The organism is Nocardioides sp. zg-1228 (genome assembly GCF_017086465.1).
Classification (GTDB): domain Bacteria; phylum Actinomycetota; class Actinomycetes; order Propionibacteriales; family Nocardioidaceae; genus Nocardioides.
In genome coordinates this window covers 2,552,909-2,574,407 of the sequence record NZ_CP070961.1, presented here as the reverse complement: position 1 = coordinate 2,574,407, position 21,499 = coordinate 2,552,909, and the positions used below count along the sequence as shown (strand labels likewise).

General features: G+C 72.9%; 21 protein-coding genes. 15 read left to right on the top strand and 6 right to left on the bottom strand.

Going from position 1 to position 21,499, the window contains the following annotated elements:
* The first annotated feature begins 54 nt into the window (after positions 1–54).
* The 6 genes from ispG (at position 55) to JX575_RS12400 (ending at position 5,921) form a co-directional block, all read left to right on the top strand.
* Positions 55–1,215: a flavodoxin-dependent (E)-4-hydroxy-3-methylbut-2-enyl-diphosphate synthase gene (gene ispG, locus JX575_RS12425; protein WP_186340952.1), complete on the top strand. Its 1,161-nt coding sequence runs from the start codon at positions 55–57 to the stop codon at positions 1,213–1,215.
* Positions 1,216–1,271: 56 nt separating this feature from the next.
* A complete protein-coding gene (locus JX575_RS12420) occupies positions 1,272–2,123 on the top strand; it encodes a GNAT family N-acetyltransferase (RefSeq protein ID WP_186340953.1) in 852 nt (283 codons plus the stop codon).
* A 125-nt stretch (positions 2,124–2,248) separates the two neighbouring features.
* A complete protein-coding gene (locus JX575_RS12415; RefSeq protein ID WP_206054386.1) occupies positions 2,249–2,842 on the top strand; it encodes a sigma-70 family RNA polymerase sigma factor in 594 nt (197 codons plus the stop codon).
* A complete protein-coding gene (locus JX575_RS12410; protein ID WP_186340955.1) occupies positions 2,839–3,297 on the top strand; it encodes a hypothetical protein in 459 nt (152 codons plus the stop codon). Before JX575_RS12415 ends, JX575_RS12410 begins: the two co-directional genes overlap by 4 nt.
* Before the next feature lie 91 nt (positions 3,298–3,388).
* A complete protein-coding gene (locus tag JX575_RS12405) occupies positions 3,389–5,167 on the top strand; it encodes a proline--tRNA ligase (RefSeq protein WP_241005137.1) in 1,779 nt (592 codons plus the stop codon).
* A gap of 28 nt (positions 5,168–5,195) precedes the next feature.
* Positions 5,196–5,921 carry an HAD family hydrolase gene (locus JX575_RS12400; protein ID WP_186340956.1) on the top strand — a complete coding sequence of 242 codons (726 nt, stop codon included), beginning with the start codon at positions 5,196–5,198 and terminating at the stop codon, positions 5,919–5,921.
* A 247-nt stretch (positions 5,922–6,168) separates the two neighbouring features.
* On the opposite strand, the gene JX575_RS12395 is transcribed toward JX575_RS12400, so the two are convergent.
* Positions 6,169–6,603: a ferritin-like domain-containing protein gene (locus JX575_RS12395; RefSeq protein WP_186340957.1), complete on the bottom strand. Its 435-nt coding sequence runs from the start codon at positions 6,601–6,603 to the stop codon at positions 6,169–6,171.
* On the bottom strand, positions 6,600–7,124 hold the full coding sequence (locus JX575_RS12390) for a hypothetical protein (RefSeq protein WP_186340958.1): 525 nt from the start codon (positions 7,122–7,124) through the stop codon (positions 6,600–6,602). Before JX575_RS12390 ends, JX575_RS12395 begins: the two co-directional genes overlap by 4 nt.
* A gap of 115 nt (positions 7,125–7,239) precedes the next feature.
* On the opposite strand from JX575_RS12390, the gene rimP reads away from it, so the two are divergent.
* The 8 genes from rimP to JX575_RS12350 all read left to right on the top strand — a co-directional run bounded on the left by rimP (position 7,240) and on the right by JX575_RS12350 (position 15,500).
* Positions 7,240–7,728, top strand: coding sequence for a ribosome maturation factor RimP (gene rimP, locus JX575_RS12385; protein ID WP_186340959.1), 489 nt, complete (start codon positions 7,240–7,242; stop codon positions 7,726–7,728).
* Positions 7,728–8,708 carry a transcription termination factor NusA gene (gene nusA, locus JX575_RS12380; RefSeq protein ID WP_186340960.1) on the top strand — a complete coding sequence of 327 codons (981 nt, stop codon included), beginning with the start codon at positions 7,728–7,730 and terminating at the stop codon, positions 8,706–8,708. The genes rimP and nusA overlap by 1 nt, the downstream gene beginning before the upstream one ends.
* Entirely contained in the window at positions 8,705–9,079 is a 375-nt protein-coding gene (locus JX575_RS12375; protein WP_346776142.1) for a YlxR family protein, read from the top strand. Before nusA ends, JX575_RS12375 begins: the two co-directional genes overlap by 4 nt.
* 98 nt (positions 9,080–9,177) lie before the next feature.
* Positions 9,178–12,012 carry a translation initiation factor IF-2 gene (gene infB / locus JX575_RS12370; protein WP_186340962.1) on the top strand — a complete coding sequence of 945 codons (2,835 nt, stop codon included), beginning with the start codon at positions 9,178–9,180 and terminating at the stop codon, positions 12,010–12,012.
* A 148-nt stretch (positions 12,013–12,160) separates the two neighbouring features.
* Positions 12,161–12,667 (top strand): 30S ribosome-binding factor RbfA, encoded by a 507-nt coding sequence (gene rbfA / locus JX575_RS12365; RefSeq protein WP_186340963.1) that lies wholly within the window; start codon positions 12,161–12,163, stop codon positions 12,665–12,667.
* Positions 12,667–13,536: a tRNA pseudouridine(55) synthase TruB gene (truB, locus tag JX575_RS12360; protein WP_186340964.1), complete on the top strand. Its 870-nt coding sequence runs from the start codon at positions 12,667–12,669 to the stop codon at positions 13,534–13,536. The genes rbfA and truB overlap by 1 nt, the downstream gene beginning before the upstream one ends.
* A 54-nt stretch (positions 13,537–13,590) precedes the next feature.
* Positions 13,591–14,526, top strand: a complete 936-nt coding sequence (locus JX575_RS12355) for a bifunctional riboflavin kinase/FAD synthetase (protein ID WP_186340965.1) — start codon at positions 13,591–13,593, stop codon at positions 14,524–14,526.
* Complete coding sequence (locus JX575_RS12350; RefSeq protein ID WP_186340966.1) at positions 14,523–15,500, top strand: hypothetical protein; 978 nt, start codon at positions 14,523–14,525, stop codon at positions 15,498–15,500. Before JX575_RS12355 ends, JX575_RS12350 begins: the two co-directional genes overlap by 4 nt.
* A gap of 19 nt (positions 15,501–15,519) precedes the next feature.
* Here JX575_RS12350 and JX575_RS12345 read toward each other — a convergent pair whose 3' ends face one another.
* From JX575_RS12345 to JX575_RS12330, 4 genes are read right to left on the bottom strand one after another with little or no spacing between them, the layout of a single operon-like run.
* Positions 15,520–15,762 (bottom strand): HPr family phosphocarrier protein, encoded by a 243-nt coding sequence (locus tag JX575_RS12345; protein ID WP_186340967.1) that lies wholly within the window; start codon positions 15,760–15,762, stop codon positions 15,520–15,522.
* A gap of 57 nt (positions 15,763–15,819) precedes the next feature.
* On the bottom strand, positions 15,820–17,982 hold the full coding sequence (locus JX575_RS12340) for a fructose-specific PTS transporter subunit EIIC (protein WP_186340968.1): 2,163 nt from the start codon (positions 17,980–17,982) through the stop codon (positions 15,820–15,822).
* Positions 17,979–18,932: a 1-phosphofructokinase family hexose kinase gene (locus JX575_RS12335; protein WP_186340969.1), complete on the bottom strand. Its 954-nt coding sequence runs from the start codon at positions 18,930–18,932 to the stop codon at positions 17,979–17,981. The genes JX575_RS12340 and JX575_RS12335 overlap by 4 nt, the downstream gene beginning before the upstream one ends.
* Positions 18,929–19,696, bottom strand: coding sequence for a DeoR/GlpR family DNA-binding transcription regulator (locus JX575_RS12330; RefSeq protein ID WP_186340970.1), 768 nt, complete (start codon positions 19,694–19,696; stop codon positions 18,929–18,931). The genes JX575_RS12335 and JX575_RS12330 overlap by 4 nt, the downstream gene beginning before the upstream one ends.
* Positions 19,697–19,788: 92 nt before the next feature.
* Here JX575_RS12330 and ptsP point away from each other — a divergent pair, with 92 nt between their 5' ends.
* A complete protein-coding gene (gene ptsP / locus JX575_RS12325; protein WP_186340971.1) occupies positions 19,789–21,480 on the top strand; it encodes a phosphoenolpyruvate--protein phosphotransferase in 1,692 nt (563 codons plus the stop codon).
* The last annotated feature ends 19 nt before the right edge of the window (positions 21,481–21,499 follow it).

Sequence of the window (21,499 nt, the reverse complement as noted above, 5' to 3'; positions counted from 1 at the left end):
CGGGAGGCGTGCCCGAGCGGCGGTGCCCTCCTGCCCGGCCCGTACGATGGCGCCATGACCTCCGGCCCATCCGTCTCGCTGGGCATGCCCGCCCTCCCGCCCCCCGTCCTGGCCCCGCGCCGCAGGACCCGCCAGATCAAGGTGGGCTCGGTGGGCGTCGGCAGCGACTCGCCGATCTCGGTGCAGTCGATGACCACGACGCTGACCTCCGACGTCAACGCGACCCTCCAGCAGATCGCCGAGCTCACGGCCACCGGCTGTGACATCGTGCGCGTGGCCTGCCCCAGCCAGGACGACGCCGACGCGCTGCCCGAGATCGCCCGCCACTCGCAGATCCCCGTCATCGCCGACATCCACTTCCAGCCCAAGTACGTCTTCGCGGCCATCGACGCCGGCTGCGCCGCGGTGCGGGTCAACCCCGGCAACATCCGCAAGTTCGACGACCAGGTCAAGGAGATCGCGCGGGCCGCCAAGGACCGCGGCACCTCGATCCGCATCGGCGTCAACGCCGGGTCGCTCGACAAGCGGCTGCTCGAGAGGTACGGCAAGGCCACCCCCGAGGCGCTCGTCGAGTCGGCCGTGTGGGAGGCCGGGCTGTTCGAGGAGCACGACTTCCACGACTTCAAGATCTCGGTCAAGCACAACGACCCGGTCGTCATGGTGCGCGCCTACGAGCTGCTCGCCGAGGCCGGCGACTGGCCGCTCCACCTCGGCGTGACCGAGGCGGGGCCCGCGTTCCAGGGCACCATCAAGTCGGCCGTAGCGTTCGGCCACCTGCTGAGCAAGGGCATCGGTGACACCATCCGGGTCTCGCTGTCGGCGCCGCCGGTCGAGGAGGTCAAGGTCGGCCTGCAGATCCTCGAGTCGCTCAACCTCAAGCCCCGCCGGCTCGAGATCGTCTCGTGCCCGTCGTGCGGGCGCGCCCAGGTCGACGTCTACAAGCTGGCCGAGGAGGTCACCGCGGGGCTCGACGGGATGGAGGTGCCGCTGCGGGTCGCCGTCATGGGCTGCGTCGTCAACGGCCCGGGGGAGGCCCGCGAGGCAGACCTCGGCGTCGCGTCCGGCAACGGCAAGGGCCAGATCTTCGTCAAGGGCGAGGTCATCAAGACCGTGCCCGAGTCGCAGATCGTGGAGACCCTCATCGAGGAGGCCATGCGCCTCGCCGAGGGGATGGAGGCGGTCGAGGGCGCCGAGGCCAGCGTCAGCGTCTCCTGACGCTCGAGGGTGGGGGCCGCTGGTCGGCCCGCCCGCATCCCCCTAGGCTCACCACCGTGCTGAGGACCCGCGAGCAGGTGCGCGTGCTGGGCCCGGGCGACCGGGACGCGTTCATCGCGCTCGCCGAGCAGGACCCGGTCGTCAACGTCTTCGCCGACTACCGCGCGCGCCTGACCAACCTCGACGAGCGGTGGCTGGGGGGCCAGGTCTGGGGCCGGTTCGACGACGGGGAGCTCGTCGCGGGGTGCCACCTCGGCGCCAACCTGGTCCCGGTGCAGTGCACCCCCGAGGACGTGGGTGCGTTCGCCGACGTCGCCCTGCGCCGCCGCAGCACCGTCGGCACGATCGTCGGCCCGGCCGACGTGGTGGCCGCCCTGTGGGAGATCGTGGAGCCGCGCTGGGCGCGCCCGCGCGAGATCCGGTCCGACCAGCCGCACCTCGAGGCCGACCGGGTCCCGGCCGTGGCCGCCGACCCCGGCGTGCGGGTCACGACTCCTCGCGACCTCGAGCTCCTCTACCCGGCATGCGTGGCGATGTACACCGAGGAGGTCGGCGTCTCCCCGGAGAGCGACACCGGAGGGGGTGAGCTCTACCGCGCCCGCATCCAGCAGCTCATCGGTCGCGGCTGGTCGATGGCGAGCTTCGACGCCGACGGGGTGGTGTTCAAGGCCGAGGTCGCCTGCCTCACCCCGTACGCAGCCCAGGTGCAGGGGGTCTGGGTCCGCCCGGACCGCCGTGGCCAGGGGCTCGCCACCAGCGGGATGGCGGCCGTCGTCGCGCACGTCCTCGGGTCCGGCATGGCGCCCGTGGTCTCGCTCTACGTCAACGAGTGGAACGCACCCGCGCGAGCGGCCTACGCACGGGTGGGCTTCCGGCAGACGGCGACCTTCGCCACGCTGATGTTCTAGGGCCGGCGCCCGCCGCACGAGACCCCCGAGCCCGCCCGCCGGACCCCGGGAGAAAAATACGGCGACGGCGTATCACGGAGCGGTGTACGCGCACCTGAGTGGACATGGGGACAACAATGGTCACCATGTCAGAGGACCGCAGGGCTGAGGGGCAGTCCGACCAGTCACCGTGGGACATGGCCAGTGGGGCGTTCACCGCCTGGCGTTCGGGGGACGCAGGTGCGGTGGACGAGCTGGTGTCCGCGATGACGCCGGTGCTCTGGCACGTGGTGCGCAGCTACGGGCACGACAAGGAGGTCGCCGAGGACGTGATGCAGGCGACCTGGCTCGGCTTCGTACGGCTGCACCGGACCATCGAGGACCCGCAGGCGGTCGCGTCCTGGCTGATCACCTCAGCCAGGCGCGGCGCAGCCGCACACACGAGGGCCGCGCGACGCGCGACCCCCACGGAGGACGAGGCGCTGCACGCCGCACTCCCGGACACGGAGTCGGCCGAGGCCCTGGCCGTCCTCGACGACGAGGCGGCCCGGCTGTGGCGAGCCGTGGCCACCGTCGACGAGCGGTGCCGCAAGCTGCTGCGAGTCGTGGCGTTCATGGACCGCCCCGACTACCAGTCACTCAGCCGGGAGCTCGGCATGCCGGTCGGGAGCATCGGTCCCACCCGGGCCCGGTGCCTGGCCAAGGTCCGCACCGCACTCAACGAAGGAGGAAAGCGATGACTGATGGGGATGCTGCCCTCCTCGGACGGCTGCGGGAGATGTGGACGACCTGCGACCCGCCGCCGCCCGGACTGACCGAGACGATGATCGCGGCCGTCGCGGCCGCCGACCTCGACGACGAGTGGGAGCTGCTCGTGCTGGTGCGCGACTCGCGCGAGGAGCCCGCCGCCGAGGTGAGGGGAGTGACCACCTCGCGCATCCTCTACTTCACCGCCGCCGAGGGCTGGTCCCTCGACGCCGAGGTCGAGGAGGGGCAGGTGCGCGGGCAGCTGCTCGACTTCGACGGGGACATGGGGTCCGTCGAGGTGGTGGTGGAGGCCGAGGACGGCCAGCGTTGGACGACCGGGCTCGACGACGTGGGCTTCTTCGTCCTCGCCGCCGCACCCACCGGGGCCGTGCGCTTCACCCTCGGCGACGGTCACCGCTCGGCGACCAGCCGCTGGATCGATCTCTGAGCTCCAGCCCTGAGCTCCAGCCCTGAGCCGGATCCCGGCGAACGGCAATCTGGTTCGCGGTGCTCGCGAGCCCACCCCTATCGTTGCGCCCATGACTGGCCGCATCCTCCGCATGTCGACCCTGTTCGTGCGCACCCTGCGCGACGACCCCAACGACGCCGAGGTGCCGAGCCACCGGCTGCTGGTGCGTGCCGGCTACATCCGACGTGCCGCCCCGGGCATCTACACGTGGCTGCCGCTCGGCCTCCGGGTGCTGCGCAGGATCGAGGACATCATCCGCGAGGAGATGGACGACATGGGCGCCCAGGAGCTGTCGTTCCCGGCGCTGCTGCCCAAGGAGCCCTACGAGGCCACCGGCCGCTGGGACGACTACGGCCCCAACATCTTCCGGCTCCAGGACCGCAAGGGCGCCGACTACCTGCTCGGCCCCACCCACGAGGAGATGTTCACCCTCGTGGTCAAGGACCTCTACTCCTCCTACAAGGACCTGCCGCTCTCGATCTACCAGATCCAGACCAAGTACCGCGACGAGGCGCGACCCCGCGCCGGCCTGCTGCGTGGGCGCGAGTTCGTCATGAAGGACTCCTACTCCTTCGACATCGACGACGCCGGGCTCGCGGAGTCCTACCAGAAGCACCGCGACGCCTACGTCCGCATCTTCGACCGGCTCGGGTTCGAGTACGTCATCGTCAAGGCCACCTCCGGTGCCATGGGCGGGTCGGCGAGCGAGGAGTTCCTGGCCAAGGCGGAGGTCGGCGAGGACACCTACGTCCGCTGCACGCAGTGCGACTACGCCGCCAACGTCGAGGCCGTCACGGTCCCCTCACCGCCCGCGCTCGCCTACGACGACGTCCCCGCGGCGCACGTCGAGGAGACCCCCGACACGCCCACCATCGAGACGCTGGTCGAGCACCTCAACACGGCCCACCCCCGCGACGACCGGCCGTGGGCGGCCGGCGACACGCTCAAGAACGTGCTCGTCGTCCTCAAGCACCCCGACGGCACCCGTGAGCCGCTGGCCATCGGGGTCCCCGGCGACCGCGAGGTCGACCAGAAGCGCCTCGAGGGCCAGCTCGAGCCGATCGAGGTCGAGGCGATGGGCGAGGCCGAGATCGCCAAGCACCCGGCCCTGGTGCGGGGCTACATCGGCCCCGAGGTGCTGGGCGAGGAGTCCACGTCCGGCATCCGCTACCTCGTCGACCCCCGGGTCGTGGAGGGCACCCGCTGGGTCACCGGCGCCAACGTGGCCGGCTCGCACGTCCTCGACCTGGTCGTCGGGCGCGACTTCACCCCCGACGGCACCATCGAGGCCGCCGACGTCCGCGACGGCGACGCCTGCCCCAGCTGCGACCAGGGCACCCTCGAGTCGGCGCGTGGCGTCGAGATGGGCCACATCTTCCAGCTCGGCCGCAAGTACGCCGACGCGCTCGGGCTCAAGGTGCTCGACGAGTTCGGCAAGCTCGTCACCGTGACGATGGGCTCCTACGGCATCGGCCCGTCGCGTGCCGTGGCGGCCATCGCCGAGGGCACGCTCGACGACCTCGGCCTGTGCTGGCCGCGCGACGTCGCGCCCGCCGACGTCCACGTCGTCGCCGCCGGCAAGGACGAGGCGATCCTCGCCGCCGCCGAGGTGCTCGCCCAGGAGCTCAAGGGCGCGGGCCTCGAGGTGCTCCTCGACGACCGCACGGGCAAGGTCAGCCCGGGCGTGAAGTTCAAGGACGCCGAGCTCATCGGCGTGCCCACCATCGTCACGGTCGGCCGTGGCCTCGCCGACGGCAACGTCGAGGTGCGCGACCGGCGCACCGGCGACCGCGAGGACGTCCCCGTCGGCACGGCGGCCGCGCGCATCACCGACATCGTCCGCAGCTGACCGCTCCCCGCTGAAAGGGTCCTCCCACATGGCACGCGGGCAGATCGAGGCGGTCATCTTCGACTGGGGCGGCACGCTGACGCGCTGGCACGACGTGGACTTCCACGCCGAGTCGGTCGCGCTGGCCCAGGCGGTGCGTCGTACGCCCACGCCGCACGACGACCACCACGCGTGGGCCACGCGGCTGCACCGCGCCGGCGACGTCGTCTGGGGCCGCTCCCGCGACCACCAGCAGAGCGCGACGATCGCCGACCTCTTCACCGAGGCGGGCCTCGACCACGACCCCGACCTGCTCGCCGCCTACTACGAGTTCTGGGAGCCGCACACCGCCACCGACCCCGAGGTGGGTCCGATGTGGCGCGAGCTGCGCGACGCGGGACTCAAGGTCGGGGTGCTGTCCAACACGATCTGGCCGAGGGAGTGGCACGTCGGCTTCTTCGAGCGCGACGGCGTCTACGACCTGGTCGACGGCGACGTCTACACCAGCGAGATCCCGTGGACCAAGCCCTCCCAGCGCGCCTTTCGCGCCGCGATGGACGCCGTCGGTGTCGACGACCCGGCGGCGTGCGTCTACGTGGGGGACCGGCTCTTCGACGACATCTGGGGCGCACACAACGCGGGCATGCGCGCGATCCACGTGCCGCTGAGCACCATCCCGGCGACCCAGGTCGGCCACACCGAGGGCGAGCCCGACGCCACGGTCACGTCGCTGGCGCAGGTGCCGGCCGTGGTGCGTCGTCTCGGCACCGCCTGAGCGCACCCGTTCTGCAACTTCGTGCGTTGCAGGAACATGCGAGTCGCGACGCCTTACGTTGAGGCGGGATCGAATGCATGATTGTGCATGTCGCTCGACCTCCCCCACAGGTTCGATCGACACAGGGTGATGCTGACCAACCCCATGGGAGCGGTCCGCGTCCTCGGCTTTTGGGAGAGATCTCGGGACTTTCCCAAAGGCTGAGGCCGCGGGCCGCTCTTCCCGTCTCAGCGATGGCGAGCGGGCGCTAGGCCCCGTCGAGCTCCGGGGCCCCGGGCCAGGTGGTGGCGCTGGCGCCGAGCCGCACCTCCCACGTCGCCGACCAGGTCGCCTCGGTGAGCGCCCACTCGCGCACGGCGCCGCTCGACTGCGCCACGAGGGCGAGGAGCACCTCGACGCTCGTCGCCTCCAGCAGTTGGGCGGCACGGGCGACCTGCTGCGGTCGGCGCAGGGCGTTGGCCACGTCGTACGCGGGGGCGGCGGCGACCGGCTCGCCGCCAGCGTCGCCCACCATCAGCCGCAGCTGGTCGCGCCGGGCCCGGTGCCGACGGTAGCCGGAGGTCAGGGTGTCGAACAGCTCGGGGGAGGCGGCCTGCGAGGTGCGCGCCCCGAGCACGCCGTAGGCGTAGAGCGCCGCGTGCTCGTCGGCGAGGGTCGTCTGCAGGGCGTCGAGGACGCTCATCCGGCCTCCGCGGAGGCGGGGCTCGTCGTGGCGTCGGCGAGGACGGCCGAGTGCTGCGCTGTCGAGGCCGCCACGCTTGCCAGCACCCGGGCGAGGTCGCCGCTGGCCGCGACGAGGCAGGCGCGCCGCACCTCGCGCAGCAGCCGCTGCTCCGAGCGGCGGACCGCGGTCAGCGCCCGTCGCGGGGCGGCCGGCAGCACGGGCGGGTCGGAGGCGGGCACGTCGGTGTCGGCGACCGCCGTCGCCAGCACGTCGAGCTGGGCGGTGTGCGCGGTCGCCACCGGCGCCAGGAGCGGGGTCAGGCCGGGGACCGCCAGCGTCGCCGCCTCCAGCACGGATCGGGCCCGCACCAGCGCCGCGACCACGCCCGCCACCAGCTCGGAGTCCTCCGGCGGGGGCTGGTCGGCGTCCACGGACCCGGCGTCGCGGCGCGGCGGGTCGATGTCGCAGGCGGCCAGCACGAGGGGCGCCGCGAGCGCCGCGCCCACCGTCGTACGACGGGTCAGCGGGCGTGCGGGCACCCCCGCACCCTAGCGGCCCGGCGCTCCGGTCCGGACCGGCCGGCGGGGTTTGTCGCGGTGCGGGGGAGGACGGCTATCGTGGAGTCGGACAACTACACAAGGAGGTCGCACCCCGATGAGCACCCCCCGCCAGGACGCCACCCGGGACCGCATCGAGGCGGAGCTGGTCGACCCCTTGCGAGCGTTGGGTCTCGACGTCGAGGCCGTCGAGGTGACCCCCGCCGGCCGCCGCCGCGTCCTGCGGGTCGCGGTCGACAAGGACGGCGGCGTGACCCTGGACGACGTCGCCGACGCGACGCGTGAGGTCTCGCGCGTGCTCGACGAGTCCGACGTGATGGGCGAGATGCCCTACACGCTGGAGGTCACCTCCCGCGGCGTCGACCGCCCGCTGACCCTGCCGCGGCACTGGCGGCGCAACGAGGACCGGCTGGTCAAGGCCACGCTCGCCGACGGCTCGAGCCTGACCGGGCGGGTGCTGGCCTCGTCGGAGGAGTCGGCGACCCTCGACGTGTCGGGGGAGCGGCGCGAGGTCGCCTACGCCGACGTGACCAAGGCGCTCGTGCAGATCGAGTTCAACCGCAAGACCGACCAGAAGGACGACTGATGGACATCGACCTGAGCATCCTGCGCATGCTGGAGCGGGAGAAGGAGATCTCCTTCGAGGTGCTGGCCGAGGCCATCGAGCAGGCCCTGCTCACCGCCTACCAGCGCGCGACCGAGTCGCAGCGCCCCGCCCGCGTGGAGCTGGACCGCAAGACCGGCCACGTCACCGTGTGGGCGCGCGAGATCGACGAGGACGGCTCGGCCGGGCCCGAGTACGACGACACCCCGCAGGGCTTCGGCCGCATCGCCGCCACGACCGCCAAGCAGGTCATGCTCCAGCGGCTGCGCGACGCCGAGGACGAGATCAAGTTCGGCGAGTTCGCCGGCAAGGAGGGCGACATCGTCTCCGGGATCATCCAGCAGGGCCGCAACCCCGACGACGTGATGGTCGACCTCGGCAAGATCGAGGCGATCCTGCCCGTCAGCGAGCGGGTGCCGGGCGAGAAGTACGTCCACGGCGAGCGCATCAAGTGCCTGGTCACCTCGGTGCGCAAGGGCATGCGCGGGCCGCAGATCACCCTGTCGCGCTCCCACCCGACGCTGGTGAAGAAGCTGTTCGCCCTCGAGGTGCCCGAGATCGCCGACGGCACCGTCGAGGTCGCGGCGATCGCCCGCGAGGCCGGCCACCGCACCAAGATCGCCGTGCACTCGAGCGTCCCGGGCGTCAACGCGAAGGGCGCCTGCATCGGCCCGATGGGCCAGCGCGTGCGTAACGTGATGAGCGAGCTGCACGGCGAGAAGATCGACATCGTCGACTGGGCCGAGGACCCCGCGGAGCTCGTCGCCCACGCCCTGTCGCCGGCCCGGGTCAACTCGGTGGAGATCGTCGACCTCGCCGCCCGGTCCTGCCGGGTGGTCGTGCCCGACTTCCAGCTCTCGCTGGCGATCGGCAAGGAGGGCCAGAACGCCCGCCTCGCGGCCCGGCTCACCGGCTGGCGCATCGACATCCGCAGCGACGAGGCTCCCGAGCCCAGTTCGTGAACCAGGGGCTCCACCGGCTAGAGTGGGGGTCAGTGGCCACCACGTCTGACACCCTTGCGCCCGGACCCGTCCGGACCTGCGTGGGTTGCCGGACCAGGGCCGCTGCGAGCGAGCTGCTGCGGATGGTCGCAGGCTCGGACGCCGAGGGCCGACCGGCCCTGGTGCCCGATCCGGACCGTCGGGCACCCGGGCGAGGGGCGCACATCCACCCCACGCAGGAGTGTTGGGAGCTCGCCGTGCGACGCCGAGCACCATCCCGGGCCCTCCGCTCGGGCGAGCACCTCAGCGGCGCGCCGGTGCAGGAACACCTCACCGCGCACCAGTCCGAATCACCGCAGCACCGACCAGAAACTGGAGCACGCAGCTCATGAGCACTCGATGAGTAACTCGCGATGAGTTTGCACACCCACTAGCTGTTCCGTTTCCCCTCTCCTTCTGGGGTCACGGACCAGAAGGAGCAGAAACAACCGTGGCAAAGACCCGAGTCCACGAACTCGCCAAGGAGTTCGGAGTCGAGAGCAAGTTCGTTCTCGAGAAGCTCAAGGAGATGGGGGAGTTCGTCAAGTCGGCATCGTCGACTGTCGAGCCGCCCGTCGAGATGCGCTTCAAGAAGCAGTACGGCGAGGAGCTGAAGGCCGCTGCGGCCTCCGCGCCCGCCGACACCGCCGCGCCGGCCGACAAGCCGGCTGCCAAGAAGGCCGCGCCCAAGCCCGGCCCCAAGCCCGCTCCCGCCCCGGCGGCCACCGAGGCTCCGGCCGAGGCGCCCGCCGAGCCGGTCGCCCCCATCCAGCCTGCCGAGCCGGCCGCACCCGCGGCCGCTGAGCCGGCCGCACCCGCGGCCGCCCAGCCGGCAGCCCCGTCGGCCCGTCCCGGCCCGCGTCCCGGCCCGAAGGCACCTGCCGCCGAGCCCACGCCTCCGCCGGCCGAGCCCGAGGCGCCCGCCGCCCCGGCCGCGAAGTCGCCGAGCCCGGCACCTCGTCCCGTCGGCAGGCCCGGCGCCCCGCGTCCGGGCAACAACCCGTTCGCCCCGAGCCAGGGCATGGGCCAGCGCCCCGCCCCGCGCACCGGCGGCGACGACAACCGTCCGCCGCGTCCGCCGGCCGGCGGTGAGGGACGCCCCGGCATGCCGCGTCCCAACCCGGCGATGATGCCCAAGTCCCCGGCCGCCTTCGGCAACGGTCCCGGCGGGCGTCCTGCCCGCGGTGGCCCCGGTGGTGGCCCCGGTGGCGGTCCCGGCCGTCCCGGTGCTCCCGGTCGCAGCGGTGCCCCGGGTCGTCCCGGCGCCGGTGCCCCCGGTGGCGCTCCCGGTCGTCCCGGCGGCTTCGGCCCGTCCGGCGGCGGTCGCCCCGGTGGCGGTCGTCCCGGCCAGCGTGGCCAGACGCAGGGCGCCTTCGGTCGTCCCGGCGGTCCCTCGCGCCGTGGTCGCAAGTCGAAGCGGGCGCGTCGTCAGGAGTTCGAGGCCATGGAGGCCCCGACGATCGGCGGCGTGCGCGTCCGCAAGGGCAACGGCGAGACCGTTCGCCTGCCGCGCGGTGCCTCGCTCACCGACTTCGCCGAGAGGATCAACGTCGACGCGGCCGCCCTGGTCCAGATGCTGTTCTCGCTCGGCGAGATGGTCACCTCGACCCAGTCGGTCGGTGACGAGACGTTCGAGCTGCTCGCCGACGAGCTCAACTACGTGGTCCAGATCGTGTCCCCCGAGGACGAGGACCGCGAGCTGCTCGAGACGTTCGACCTCGAGTTCGGCGCCGACGAGGGCGACGAGTCCGACCTGGTCATCCGTCCGCCGGTCGTGACCGTCATGGGTCACGTCGACCACGGAAAGACCAAGCTCCTCGACGCGCTGCGTGACGCCAACGTGGTCGACAAGGAGGCCGGTGGCATCACCCAGCACATCGGTGCCTACCAGGTCCACACCGAGGTCGACGGCGACGACCGTCGCATCACCCTGATCGACACCCCCGGTCACGAGGCGTTCACCGCCATGCGTGCTCGTGGTGCGCAGGCCACCGACATCGCGATCCTCGTGGTCGCGGCCGACGACGGTGTCATGCCGCAGACGGTCGAGGCGCTCAACCACGCCAAGGCCGCCGGTGTCCCGATCGTGGTCGCGGTCAACAAGATCGACAAGCCGGAGGCCGACTCGACCAAGGTCCGCGGCCAGCTCACCGAGTACGGCCTGATCCCCGAGGAGTACGGCGGCGACGCGATGTTCGTCGACGTCTCGGCCAAGGCCGGCACCAACCTCGACAAGCTGCTCGAGGCCGTCGTCCTCACCGCCGACGCCTCGCTCGACCTGCGGGCCAACCCCGACCAGGACGCACAGGGCCTCGTCGTCGAGGCGCACCTCGACCGCGGTCGCGGTCCGGTCGCCACGGTGCTGGTCCAGCGAGGCACGCTGCGCGTCGGCGACTCGATCGTCGCCGGTCCGGCCCACGGCCGCGTCCGCGCGATGCTCGACGAGCACGGCAACGAGCTCACCGAGGCCGACCCGTCGCGTCCGGCGATGGTGCTGGGTCTCTCGGCGGTGCCGGGAGCGGGCCAGAACTTCATCGTGGTCGAGGACGACCGCATGGCCCGCCAGATCGCCGAGAAGCGCGAGGCGCGCGAGCGTGCGGCCATGCAGGCCAAGCGTCGCGTGCGTCGCAGCCTCGAGGACTTCATGGCCTCCATGGAGAAGGGCGAGAGCCAGGAGCTCAACCTCATCCTCAAGGGCGACGTGTCCGGCTCGGTCGAGGCACTCGAGGACGCGCTGTCGCAGATCGACGTGGGCGACGAGGTCTCCCTGCGCGTGATCGACCGCGGTGTCGGTGCGATCACCGAGACCAACGTCGACCTCGCCGCCGCCTCCGACGCCATCATCATCGGCTTCAACGTCCGCCCGCAGGGCAAGGCGAGCCAGATGGCCGACAAGGAAGGTGTCGAGATCCGCTACTACTCGGTCATCTACCAGGCGATCGAGGAGATCGAGGCGGCGCTCAAGGGCATGCTCAAGCCCGTCTACGAGGAGTCGACCCTCGGGCAGGCGGAGATCCGCGAGATCTTCCGCTCGTCCAAGGCCGGCAACATCGCGGGCTGCATGGTCACCTCCGGTGTGCTCCGCCGCAACGCCAAGGTGCGCGTCCTGCGCGACGGGGCGGTCGTGGCCGACAACCTCGACCTCTCCTCGCTGCGCCGCGAGAAGGACGACGCGTCCGAGGTCCGCGAGGGCTTCGAGTGCGGTCTGGTGCTCCGCAACTTCCAGGACATCAAGATCGGCGACGTCGTGGAGGCCTTCGAGATGCGCGAGATCCCGCGCAGCTGAACACCGTTCGTCGAGTCGGCGCATCCTGACGCCCGATCAAGCTCGAGTCGGCGCATCCTGACCCCCAGTGGGGTGAGGATGCGCCGACTCGACGCGATCCGGCCATCAGGACGCGCCGGCTCGACGTGCCCTTTGAGAGAGTGAGCCCATGACCAATCCCCGCGTGCGCAAGATCGCCGACCGCATCCAGGTGATCGTCGCCGAGATGCTCGAGCGCCGGATCAAGGACCCCCGCCTCGGCTTCGTCACCGTCACCGACGTCCGCGTGACCGGCGACTCCCAGCAGGCCTCGATCTTCTACACGGTCCTCGGCACCGAGGAGGAGCTGGCCAGCACGGCCGCCGCCCTCGAGTCGGCCAAGGGAGTGATCCGCTCCGAGGTCGCCAAGCAGCTCGGCATGCGCATCGTGCCCTCGCTGACCTTCATCCCCGACGCCCTCCCCGAGAGCGCTCGCGCCCTCGACGAGGTGCTGGAGCGTGCCCGCCGGCTCGACGAGGAGGTGGCCGCCCGCCGCGTCGAGGCCTACGCCGGCGAGCCCGACCCCTACAAGAAGCCTCGTGAGCCCGAGGACGACGACGCGGCCGGCGACGCGGACGACGACCCCGCCGACCCCGCCGACCCCGTCGACCGCGACGACGAGGGCGACCGCGCCTGATGGTCGACCCCGGCCTGGTCGTCGTCGACAAGGCCCCGGGCATGACCTCGCACGACGTGGTGGCCCGGGTCCGCCGGCTCGCCGGCACCCGCAAGGTCGGGCACGCCGGCACGCTCGACCCGATGGCGACCGGCGTGCTGGTGCTCGGCGTCGACCGCGCCACCCGGCTGCTCGGCCACCTGATGCTCACCGAGAAGGCCTACGACGCCACGGTGCGCCTCGGCGTCTCCACGACCACCGACGACGCGGAGGGCGAGGTCACGGGCTCGCGCGCGGCGTCCCACCTCGACCCGGCCCGGGTCGAGGCCGAGCTCGGCGCGATGGTCGGTGAGATCATGCAGGTGCCGACCGCGGTGTCGGCGATCAAGGTCGGCGGCAAGCGGGCCTACGCCCGCGTGCGCGACGGCGAGCAGGTCGAGCTGAAGGCGCGCCCCGTCACCATCCACTCCCTGGAGGTCCACGACCAGCGCGTCGTCGGTGAGTGCCTCGACGTCGACGTCTCGGTGCGCTGCTCCTCGGGCACCTACATCCGCGCGATCGCCCGCGACGTCGGCGTGGCGCTCGGGGTCGGTGGGCACCTGACGGCGCTGCGGCGCACGGCCGTGGGCCCCTTCGACCTGTCCGTGGCCCGCACCCTCGAGCAGCTCGCCGACGACTTCTCCCTCGTGCCGATCGCCGCCGCCGCCCGGGCGACGTTCCCGCCGGTCGACCTCGACGACGCGCAGGCAGCCGACGTACGCGTGGGGCGTGGTCTCGACCTCGAGCTGCCCGGGGCCGGCCCGCACGCCGTGTTCGCACCCGGCGGACAGTTCCTCGCGCTCTACGAGCAGCGTGGGGGGCAGGCGCGGCCGGTCGCGGTCTTCGTCTGACCCCAGGGACGGGGGAGTCGGTGCGGGAACGTGTCCCGCCGATAGGCTGCCCGGGTGCAGATCTGGCGAGACGTCGACGACGTGCCGGCCGACCTCGGCCGCACCGTGGTGAGCATCGGCAACTTCGACGGCGTGCACCTCGGGCACGCCCGCGTGCTCCTCGAGGCGCGCACCACCGCCGAGCGACTGGGCATCGACACCGTGGTGGCGGTGACGTTCGACCCGCACCCGATGGCGGTGCTCCGGCCCGACCACGCCCCGCCCACGCTCACCTCCATCGAGACCCGCGCCCGGCTGCTGCGTGACGCCGGGGTCGACGCGATCCTGGTGGTCCCCTTCGACCGCGACATCGCGTCGTGGTCGCCGCAGGAGTTCATCGACCGGATCCTGGTCGACACGCTGCACGCCGGCGCGGTGGTCGTCGGCTCCAACTTCCGCTTCGGCGCCAAGGCGGCCGGTGAGGTCGCCACGCTCGTCGAGGCCGGCGCCGGCCGCGGGTTCGAGACCGTCGGGGTGCCCCTCGACGGCGGCCCGCAGGTCTGGAGCTCCACCTACGTCCGGCAGTGCCTGGCGACCGGCGACGTCGCCGGCGCCGCCGAGGCACTGGGCCGCCCGTTCACGGTGCGCGGCACGGTCGTCGAGGGCGACAAGCGCGGCCGTGCGCTCGGCTACCCGACCGCCAACGTCCCGGTGCCGCCCGTCGACGCCGCGCCCGCCGACGGCGTGTACGCCGGCTGGCTCACCCGCCTCGACACCGGCGAGCGCTACCCCGCCGCCATCTCGGTGGGCACCAACCCGACCTTCGACGGCGAGCGGGTGCGCCGCGTGGAGTCCCACGTGCTCGACCGCGACGACCTCGAGCTCTACGGCGTCGAGATCGAGGTGGCCTTCGTCGACCGACTGCGCGGCATGGTGAAGTTCGAGGGCGTCGAGGCGCTCGTGGAGACCATGCACGACGACGTACGCCGCGCACGGGACCTGCTGGCGTGACCGGCGACCGCACGGCGGTCGAGGCGTGGTTCCTGGCCCACGGCCTGCCCTACTTCGTCGCCGAGGAGCGCGCCGCCGCGCGTGCGGGCCTGCGGCCGCGGCGGCTGGTGTCGCTGGCGGTGGTCGTGCTGGTCCTCGCGGCGCTCGCCGGCCTGCTCGCGTGGGCGTCCGACGCGTACGCGGTCGGACCCGCGCTGTGGCTCTCGATCACCGTGCTCGCCCTCATCTGGTACGCCTCGACCGCCCTGCGCGCGCGGCCGATCCTCGCCTTCGCGCTGTCCCGGACGCTCGGCAGCGTGCGCTTCCTCGTGCCCATGGCCTCGCGCGCCCTGCCGCTGCTGCTGGTCTTCGTGACGTTCCTCTTCGTCAACGCCGAGGCGTGGCAGATGACCACCAACCTGCCGTTCGGGCTGCTGTGGTTCACCGTGCTGCTGATGTTCGGCCTCGCCGTGCTGTTCCTGCTCGTGCGGCTGCCCGAGGAGGTCGACCGGGTCGACGACGAGGTCGACGACGACTTCGTGGTGCGGGCGTGCGCCGGCACCCCGCTCGAGGAGGCGAGCCGGGAGGTCGCGGCCGACCCGGGCATCGATCCCCGAGCGCACGCCCAGGTCTCCGGCTTCGAGCGGTGGAACCTGATCCTCGTGCTGCTGGTCATCCAGACGGTGCAGGTGCTGTTGCTCTCGGTGACCGTCTTCGTGTTCTTCATGCTGTTCGGGTCGCTGGTGATGCAGGTGGACACCCAGCTCGCGTGGACCGGCGCCAAGACGGTCGGCGAGGTGCCGTTCCTGTCCAGCGTGTCGCTCTCGCTGGTGAAGGTCTCGCTGTTCCTCGCCTCGTTCAGCGGCTTCTACTTCACGGTGTCCGCGGTCACCGACGACACCTACCGGCGCGACTTCTTCCGGGTGGTCGAGAGTCAGCTCGAGCGGGCCGTCGGGATGCGGACGGTCTACCTGGCGGCGCGCGAGCGCCGCTGACGCGGCACCCGCCGGGGGCTCAGGCGTCGAGGTCCTGCTCGACCAGCGCCGCGATGGTGTCGACCGCGGACTGGTCGTCGCCGGCGACCTCGACCGTGTCGCCGTTGCCGGCGCCCAGGGTCATGATCATCAGCGAGGAGCTGGCGTCGACGCCGTTGATGGTCACCTCCGAGCCGAGCTCGGCCGCCTTCTCGGCGATGATGGCGGCGGGACGGGCGTGGAGGCCGACGGCTGATCCGACGACGACGGACTTGGTGGGCATGGTTCTCCTCGAGGGACAGGTCTGGGCTGGGCGGTCTGGCTGGGCGGGATGGGTGCTTCAGACAGTAGCGACGTCCGCGTCGCGGCGGCCCATGCTCTTGAGCAGGATGACGAGCACGGCGCCGACGACGACACCGGCGGCGAGGGCGATGAGGTAGCCCAGCACGCCGTCGACGGCGAACAGGACGAAGATCCCGCCGTGGGGAGCTCGGACGCCGACGTCCATCGCCATCGAGAGGCCACCGGTCACGGCGCTGCCCGCCATGATCGCCGGGATGACGCGCAGTGGGTCGGCCGCCGCGAACGGGATCGCGCCCTCGGTGATGAACGAGGCGCCCAGCAGCCATCCGGCCTTGCCGTTCTCGCGCTCAGCGGCGGAGAAGAGACCGGGTCGCAGCACGGTCGCGAGGGCCAGGGCGATCGGGGGGACCATGCCGGCGAGCATGACCGCGGCCATGATGCGCAGCTCGGGGGCGTCGGTGGTCAGGGCGGCGCCGCCCACGCCGGCGGCGGCGAAGCTGTAGGCCACCTTGTTGAGCGGGCCGCCCATGTCGAAGGCCATCATCAGCCCGAGGATGACGCCGAGCAGGACGGCGCTGCCGCCGCTCAACGAGTTGAGGCCGTCCTCGAGCTGGCCCATCAGCCAGGCGATCGGTCGCCCGAAGACGACGAGCATCAAGAAGCCCGCGACGATGCTGGTGACCAGTGGGATGACGAGCACCGGCATCAGCCCGCGGGCCCAGGCGGGCACCTTGCGCCCGGCGAGCCAGTGGGCGATGAGGCCGGCCAGCACGCCGCCGACGATCGCGCCGATGAAGCCGGTCGCCGGGTAGGGGGAGTCGCCGCTCACCTGGAGCACGTTGGAGGCGAGGCCGCCCATCACGAAGCCCGGCGCGATGCCGGGGCGGTCCGCGATGGCGTAGGCGATGTAGCCCGCCAGGGCGGGGATGAAGAAGGCGAAGGCGGTCTGGCCGATGATCAGCAGGAGCGCCCCGATGTAGGCCAGGAAGTCCGAGCCCAGCAGCGCGTGGTCGAGCCCGATCGCCGAGGCGTCGGGCAGGTTGGTGAAGGAGTTCTCGAGCAGGATGTCCCGGGCGTGGTCGACGATCTCGTAGCCGCTGAGCAGGAAGCCGAGGGCGATCATCAGGCCACCGGCGGCGACGAAGGGGATCATGTAGGACACGCCGGTCATCAGCACGCGCCGGGTGCGACCGCCCCAGGTCTCCTGCCCGGCGCTGCCCGTGCCCTCGGAGGCGCCACCCGCCTCGCCCTCGACCCTCGGCGCCGACGCCGGGTCGGCGGCGTAGCGCAGCGCCTCGGCGATCATCGCGTCGGCGTCGTCGATCGGACGCTTCACGCCCGAGGTCACCATCGGCTTGCCCGCGAAGCGGGAGCGGTCGCGTACGCCCACGTCGACGGCGAAGATCACCGCGCCGGCCGCGGCGATGGTGTCGGGGGAGAGGGGGGTCGAGCCGGCAGAGCCCTGCGTCTCGACCTGGAGGGGGACCCCCGCGCGCTCGGCGGCCGCCTCGAGCGCCTCGGCCGCCATGTAGGTGTGGGCGATGCCGGTCGGGCAGGACGTGACCGCGACGAGGGACGTCGTGCCGGCCGGGGCTGCGGCCGAGGTCGCGGCGGGGTCGGCGCCCGCACCGCCGTCGGACGGGGTGCCGGTGCTCGCCTGCGCGGGGTCGGTGGTCTCGGCGCCGCCCGGCGTCGCCGCGCCCGAGGGCGCACCGGACGCCGGCACGGCGGCCTTCGCCGCCGGCGCCGGCTCGCCCAGCTCGTGGGCGACCAGGTCGACGACCTCCTCCGCGCTCCCGGCGGAGCGGAGCGCGTCGGTGAAGGCGGGCTTGACGAGCGCCCGGGCGAGCTTGGTGAGGATGGTGAGGTGGTCGGCGTCGCCGCCCGCGGGGGCGGCGATCAGGAAGGCGAGGTCGGCCGGGCCGTCCTTGGCGCCGAAGTCGACCGGAGGCTCGAGGCGGGCGAAGGCCAGCGTCGGCACCTCGACCCCGGACGTACGACAGTGCGGGATCGCGATGCCGCCCGGCAGGCCGGTCGCCGAGGTCTCCTCGCGCGCGAACGCGTCCGCGACGAGCTGGTCCTTGCTGGTGGCCCGGCCGGCGTCGTCGACGACGTCGGCGAGGGCGCGGATCACGTCGTGCTTGTCGGAGCCCCACCCGGCGCCGAGCCGGACGAGGTCGGTGGTGATGAGCGAGGTCATGGGGTGCCTCCGAGGGCGGTGACGGCGACCAGCTCCGTGCGGAGCTGCGACGGCAGGGGGATGGTCGTGCCGGGCAGGCCCGCGGCGGCGCTGCCGTAGGCCACGGCCAGTGCCAGGCGCTCGGGGGCGGACAGCCCCCTGACGTCGCCGAGCACGTAGCCGAAGAGACTGGAGTCGCCGGCACCGACGGTGCTGACGACCGTGGTGGGCGGCGGCGCCGCGTGCCAGGCGCCCTCGGGCGTGACCAGCACGGCACCGTGACCCCCGAGGGTGGCCAGGACGGCGCCGACGCCACGCTCGACCAGCCGGCGTGCGGCGGCTGCCGCGGCGCGGGGGTCGGCCTCGAGCTGGTCGGGGTCGCCACCGGTGAACGACGCCAGCTCGTCGCCGTTGGGCTTCATCAGGTCGGGTGCGGCGTCGGGCAGGGCGTCGACCAGCGCCAGCAGGGGCGCCTCGCTGGTGTCGACGGCCACCCGGCCGCCGACCTTGCGCAGGCGTCGTACGAGATCGGCGTAGAAGTCGGCCGGGGCGCCCGCGGGCAACGACCCGGCCAGGACCGTCCAGTCGGCGGTGCCGCCGCGGACCAGCACGGCCTGGGCCATCAGCTCGCAGTGGAGCGGGAGCACGGGGGCGCCGGGGGAGTTGAGCTTGGTCGTGGTGCCGTCGGGCTCGGTGATGGTGAGGTTGACCCGCACGTCGCCGGCGGGCGGGACGGGCCGGCAGTCGATGCCGGCGCCGAGCAGCTCGAGGACGAACGGGTCGTCCTTGGCGGCGGGGACCACGGCGATGCTGGGGATGTCGGCGCTGACGGCGGCCCGGGAGATGTTGACGCCCTTGCCGCCGGCCTGGGAGGTCACCGAGGCGACCCGGTGCACCTGCCCGCGGGTCAGCTCGCCGTCGAGGGCGACCGTGCGATCGATGCTCGGGTTGGGCGTCAGGGTCAGGATCATGCGACCACCAGCTCGATCCCGGCGGACTCGAGCGCGCGCCGGTCGCCGGGCTCGATGTCGCTGTCGGTGACGAGCGCGTCGATGCTGTCGAGGGTCGCGAAGCGGACCGCCGTCTCGACCCCCAGCTTGGTGGAGTCGGCCAGGACGACCGTCCTGCGGGCGCAGGCGATCATCGCGCGCTTGGTCGCGGCCTCGTCGCTGTCGGGGGTGGTGAGCCCGTGGCCGACGGCCAGGCCGTTGGTGGCGATGAACGCCGCGTCGGCGCGCAGCTCGGCCAGCGCCGCGACGGTCTCGGCGCCGACGGCCGCGTGGGTCGTGGGCCGCACCTTGCCCGGCAGGAGGTGGAGCTCGATCTGCGGCAGGCCGGCGAGGCGGGTGGCGACCGGCACTGCGTGGGTGATGACGGTGAGCCGGTGGTCGCGGGGGAGCGCTGCCGCGAAGCGCGCGGTCGTGCTGCCCGCGTCGATGACCACCACGGAGTCGGGCGGCGGGAGGAGGGCCACCGCGGCGCTGGCGATCGCCTCCTTGGCCTGCGTGTTGGCCTGGTCGCGCTCGCCGATGCCCGACTCGATCACCGTCAGCGATCCCGCGGGGACCGCGCCGCCGTGGACGCGCCGGACCAGGCCCATCCGGTCGAGGGTGGACAGGTCGCGGCGCACGGTCTCGGTGGTGACCGCGTACTCCTGGGCCAGCTGGACGACCGAGAGCCGGCCGCGCCGGCTGATCAGGTGGGCCATCGCCTGCTGTCGCTCCTCCGCGTACATGCGGGTCCACCCCCTCCCGAGACATCTGTGTATATGTTGTTTTAGTCCCGAATGTGTTGCTTGTCAAGCATCCCGTGTTCTACGGTGTGTTCATGACCACATCGGCCGAGACGTCCGAGACCACCCTCCGCGGCACTCCGGTCGTCCCGGGGATCGCCGCCGGTCCCGTCCTCCACGTGCGCGGCGAGGTCTCGCCCGACGCGATCGAGCGCTTCGGTGACGGCGACTTCGCCGACGCCGGCGCGGCGCTCGCGGCCTACGACGAGGCGGTGGGTGCCGTCGCGAGGACGTACACCGACAAGGCCGACGCCGCGCAGGGCGCGGCCGCCGAGGTGCTGACCGCCAGCGCGGGGCTGGCCAGTGACAAGGGGCTGCGCTCGGCCGTGGCGAAGAACCTCGAGTCGGGCCAGGGCGTGGTGACGGCCGTGCAGGGAGCCGTCGAGCAGTTCGTCACGATCTTCACCAACATGGGCGGCCTGATGGCCGAGCGCGTCGCCGACCTGCGCGACATCGAGCGCCGCCTCGTGGCCCACCTCGTCGGCGAGCCCGCGCCGGGCGTGCCGACGCCGACCGAGCCGTCCGTCCTGGTCGCCGAGGACCTCGCGCCCAGCGACACCTCCGGCCTCGACCCCGACCTGGTCACGGCGCTGGTCACCGAGCGGGGCGGCGCCACCAGCCACACTGCGATCATCGCCCGTCAGCTCGGCATCCCGTGCGTGGTCGGCGCGGCGGGCGTCCTGTCCGTCCCCGAGGGCGCCTTCGTCGTCGTCGACGGCGAGGCCGGCACCATCGAGCAGGGCGCCGACCCCGAGGCGGCCCGCGACCGCGTCGACGAGAGCCGTCGCCTGCGCGCGGAGCTCGCCGGCTGGAGCGGTCCCGCCGCCACCTCCGACGGCCTGCCGGTCAAGCTGCTGGCCAACGTCGCCGACGGACCGTCGGCCGAGTCGGCCAGCGAGGAGCCCGTGCAGGGCGTCGGGCTGTTCCGCACCGAGCTGTGCTTCCTCAACCGCAGGGACGAGCCCAGCGTGGAGGAGCAGGCCGACATCTACGCCGAGGTCCTGGCGCCCTACTCCGACGGGCGCTACGTCGTCGTACGCACCCTCGACGCCGGGTCGGACAAGCCGATCGCGTTCGCCACCCGCTCGGGCGAGGAGAACCCGGCGCTCGGCGTGCGCGGCTTGCGGCTGAGCTATGACAACCCCGGCCTGATGGACCGCCAGCTCGACGCCATCGCCCTCGCCGCAGAGCGCACCGGCACCGACACGCGGGTGATGGCGCCGATGGTCGCGACCGTCACCGAGGCCGCCGACTTCGCCGGGCGGGTCCGCGACCGCGGGCTGAAGGCGGGGGTGATGGTGGAGATCCCGAGCGCGGCGCTGCTGGCCCACCGGATGCTCCAGGTCGTCGACTTCCTCTCGATCGGCACCAACGACCTCACCCAGTACGCGATGGCCGCGGACCGGATGGCCACCGACCTGGCCCACCTCACCGATCCCTGGCAGCCCGCCGTCCTCCAGCTGATCGCGATCACCGCCCACGCCGGCACCGAGGCCGGCAAGCCGGTCGGCGTGTGCGGCGAGGCCGCCGCCGACCCGCTCCTCGCGACCGCGCTGATCGGGATGGGCATCTCCTCGCTCTCGATGGCCGCCCGCGCCGTCCGCCCGGTCGGCGCCCAGCTGGGCAAGGTCAGCCTCGACACCTGCGAGGCCGCCGCCGAGGCGGCACTCGGCGCGCCCGACCCGATGGCCGGACGCGCCGCCGTGCGGGAGCTGCTCGGGCACTGAGCCCCCGAGGGCACCCGGG

What these genes read in the sequence shown, in the direction of transcription:
- JX575_RS12405 (WP_241005137.1), top strand. Translation starts at nt 3,389, where the DNA reads ATGACTGGCCGCATCCTCCGCATGTCGACCCTGTTCGTGCGCACCCTG.
- JX575_RS12345 (WP_186340967.1), bottom strand. Translation starts at nt 15,762, where the DNA reads ATGCCCACCAAGTCCGTCGTCGTCGGATCAGCCGTCGGCCTCCACGCC.
- rimP (WP_186340959.1), top strand. Translation starts at nt 7,240, where the DNA reads ATGAGCACCCCCCGCCAGGACGCCACCCGGGACCGCATCGAGGCGGAG.
- ptsP (WP_186340971.1), top strand. Translation starts at nt 19,789, where the DNA reads ATGACCACATCGGCCGAGACGTCCGAGACCACCCTCCGCGGCACTCCG.
- rbfA (WP_186340963.1), top strand. Translation starts at nt 12,161, where the DNA reads ATGACCAATCCCCGCGTGCGCAAGATCGCCGACCGCATCCAGGTGATC.
- nusA (WP_186340960.1), top strand. Translation starts at nt 7,728, where the DNA reads ATGGACATCGACCTGAGCATCCTGCGCATGCTGGAGCGGGAGAAGGAG.
- ispG (WP_186340952.1), top strand. Translation starts at nt 55, where the DNA reads ATGACCTCCGGCCCATCCGTCTCGCTGGGCATGCCCGCCCTCCCGCCC.
- JX575_RS12395 (WP_186340957.1), bottom strand. Translation starts at nt 6,603, where the DNA reads ATGAGCGTCCTCGACGCCCTGCAGACGACCCTCGCCGACGAGCACGCG.
- JX575_RS12340 (WP_186340968.1), bottom strand. Translation starts at nt 17,982, where the DNA reads ATGACCTCGCTCATCACCACCGACCTCGTCCGGCTCGGCGCCGGGTGG.
- truB (WP_186340964.1), top strand. Translation starts at nt 12,667, where the DNA reads ATGGTCGACCCCGGCCTGGTCGTCGTCGACAAGGCCCCGGGCATGACC.
- JX575_RS12335 (WP_186340969.1), bottom strand. Translation starts at nt 18,932, where the DNA reads ATGATCCTGACCCTGACGCCCAACCCGAGCATCGATCGCACGGTCGCC.
- JX575_RS12400 (WP_186340956.1), top strand. Translation starts at nt 5,196, where the DNA reads ATGGCACGCGGGCAGATCGAGGCGGTCATCTTCGACTGGGGCGGCACG.
- JX575_RS12330 (WP_186340970.1), bottom strand. Translation starts at nt 19,696, where the DNA reads ATGTACGCGGAGGAGCGACAGCAGGCGATGGCCCACCTGATCAGCCGG.
- JX575_RS12415 (WP_206054386.1), top strand. Translation starts at nt 2,249, where the DNA reads ATGTCAGAGGACCGCAGGGCTGAGGGGCAGTCCGACCAGTCACCGTGG.
- JX575_RS12410 (WP_186340955.1), top strand. Translation starts at nt 2,839, where the DNA reads ATGACTGATGGGGATGCTGCCCTCCTCGGACGGCTGCGGGAGATGTGG.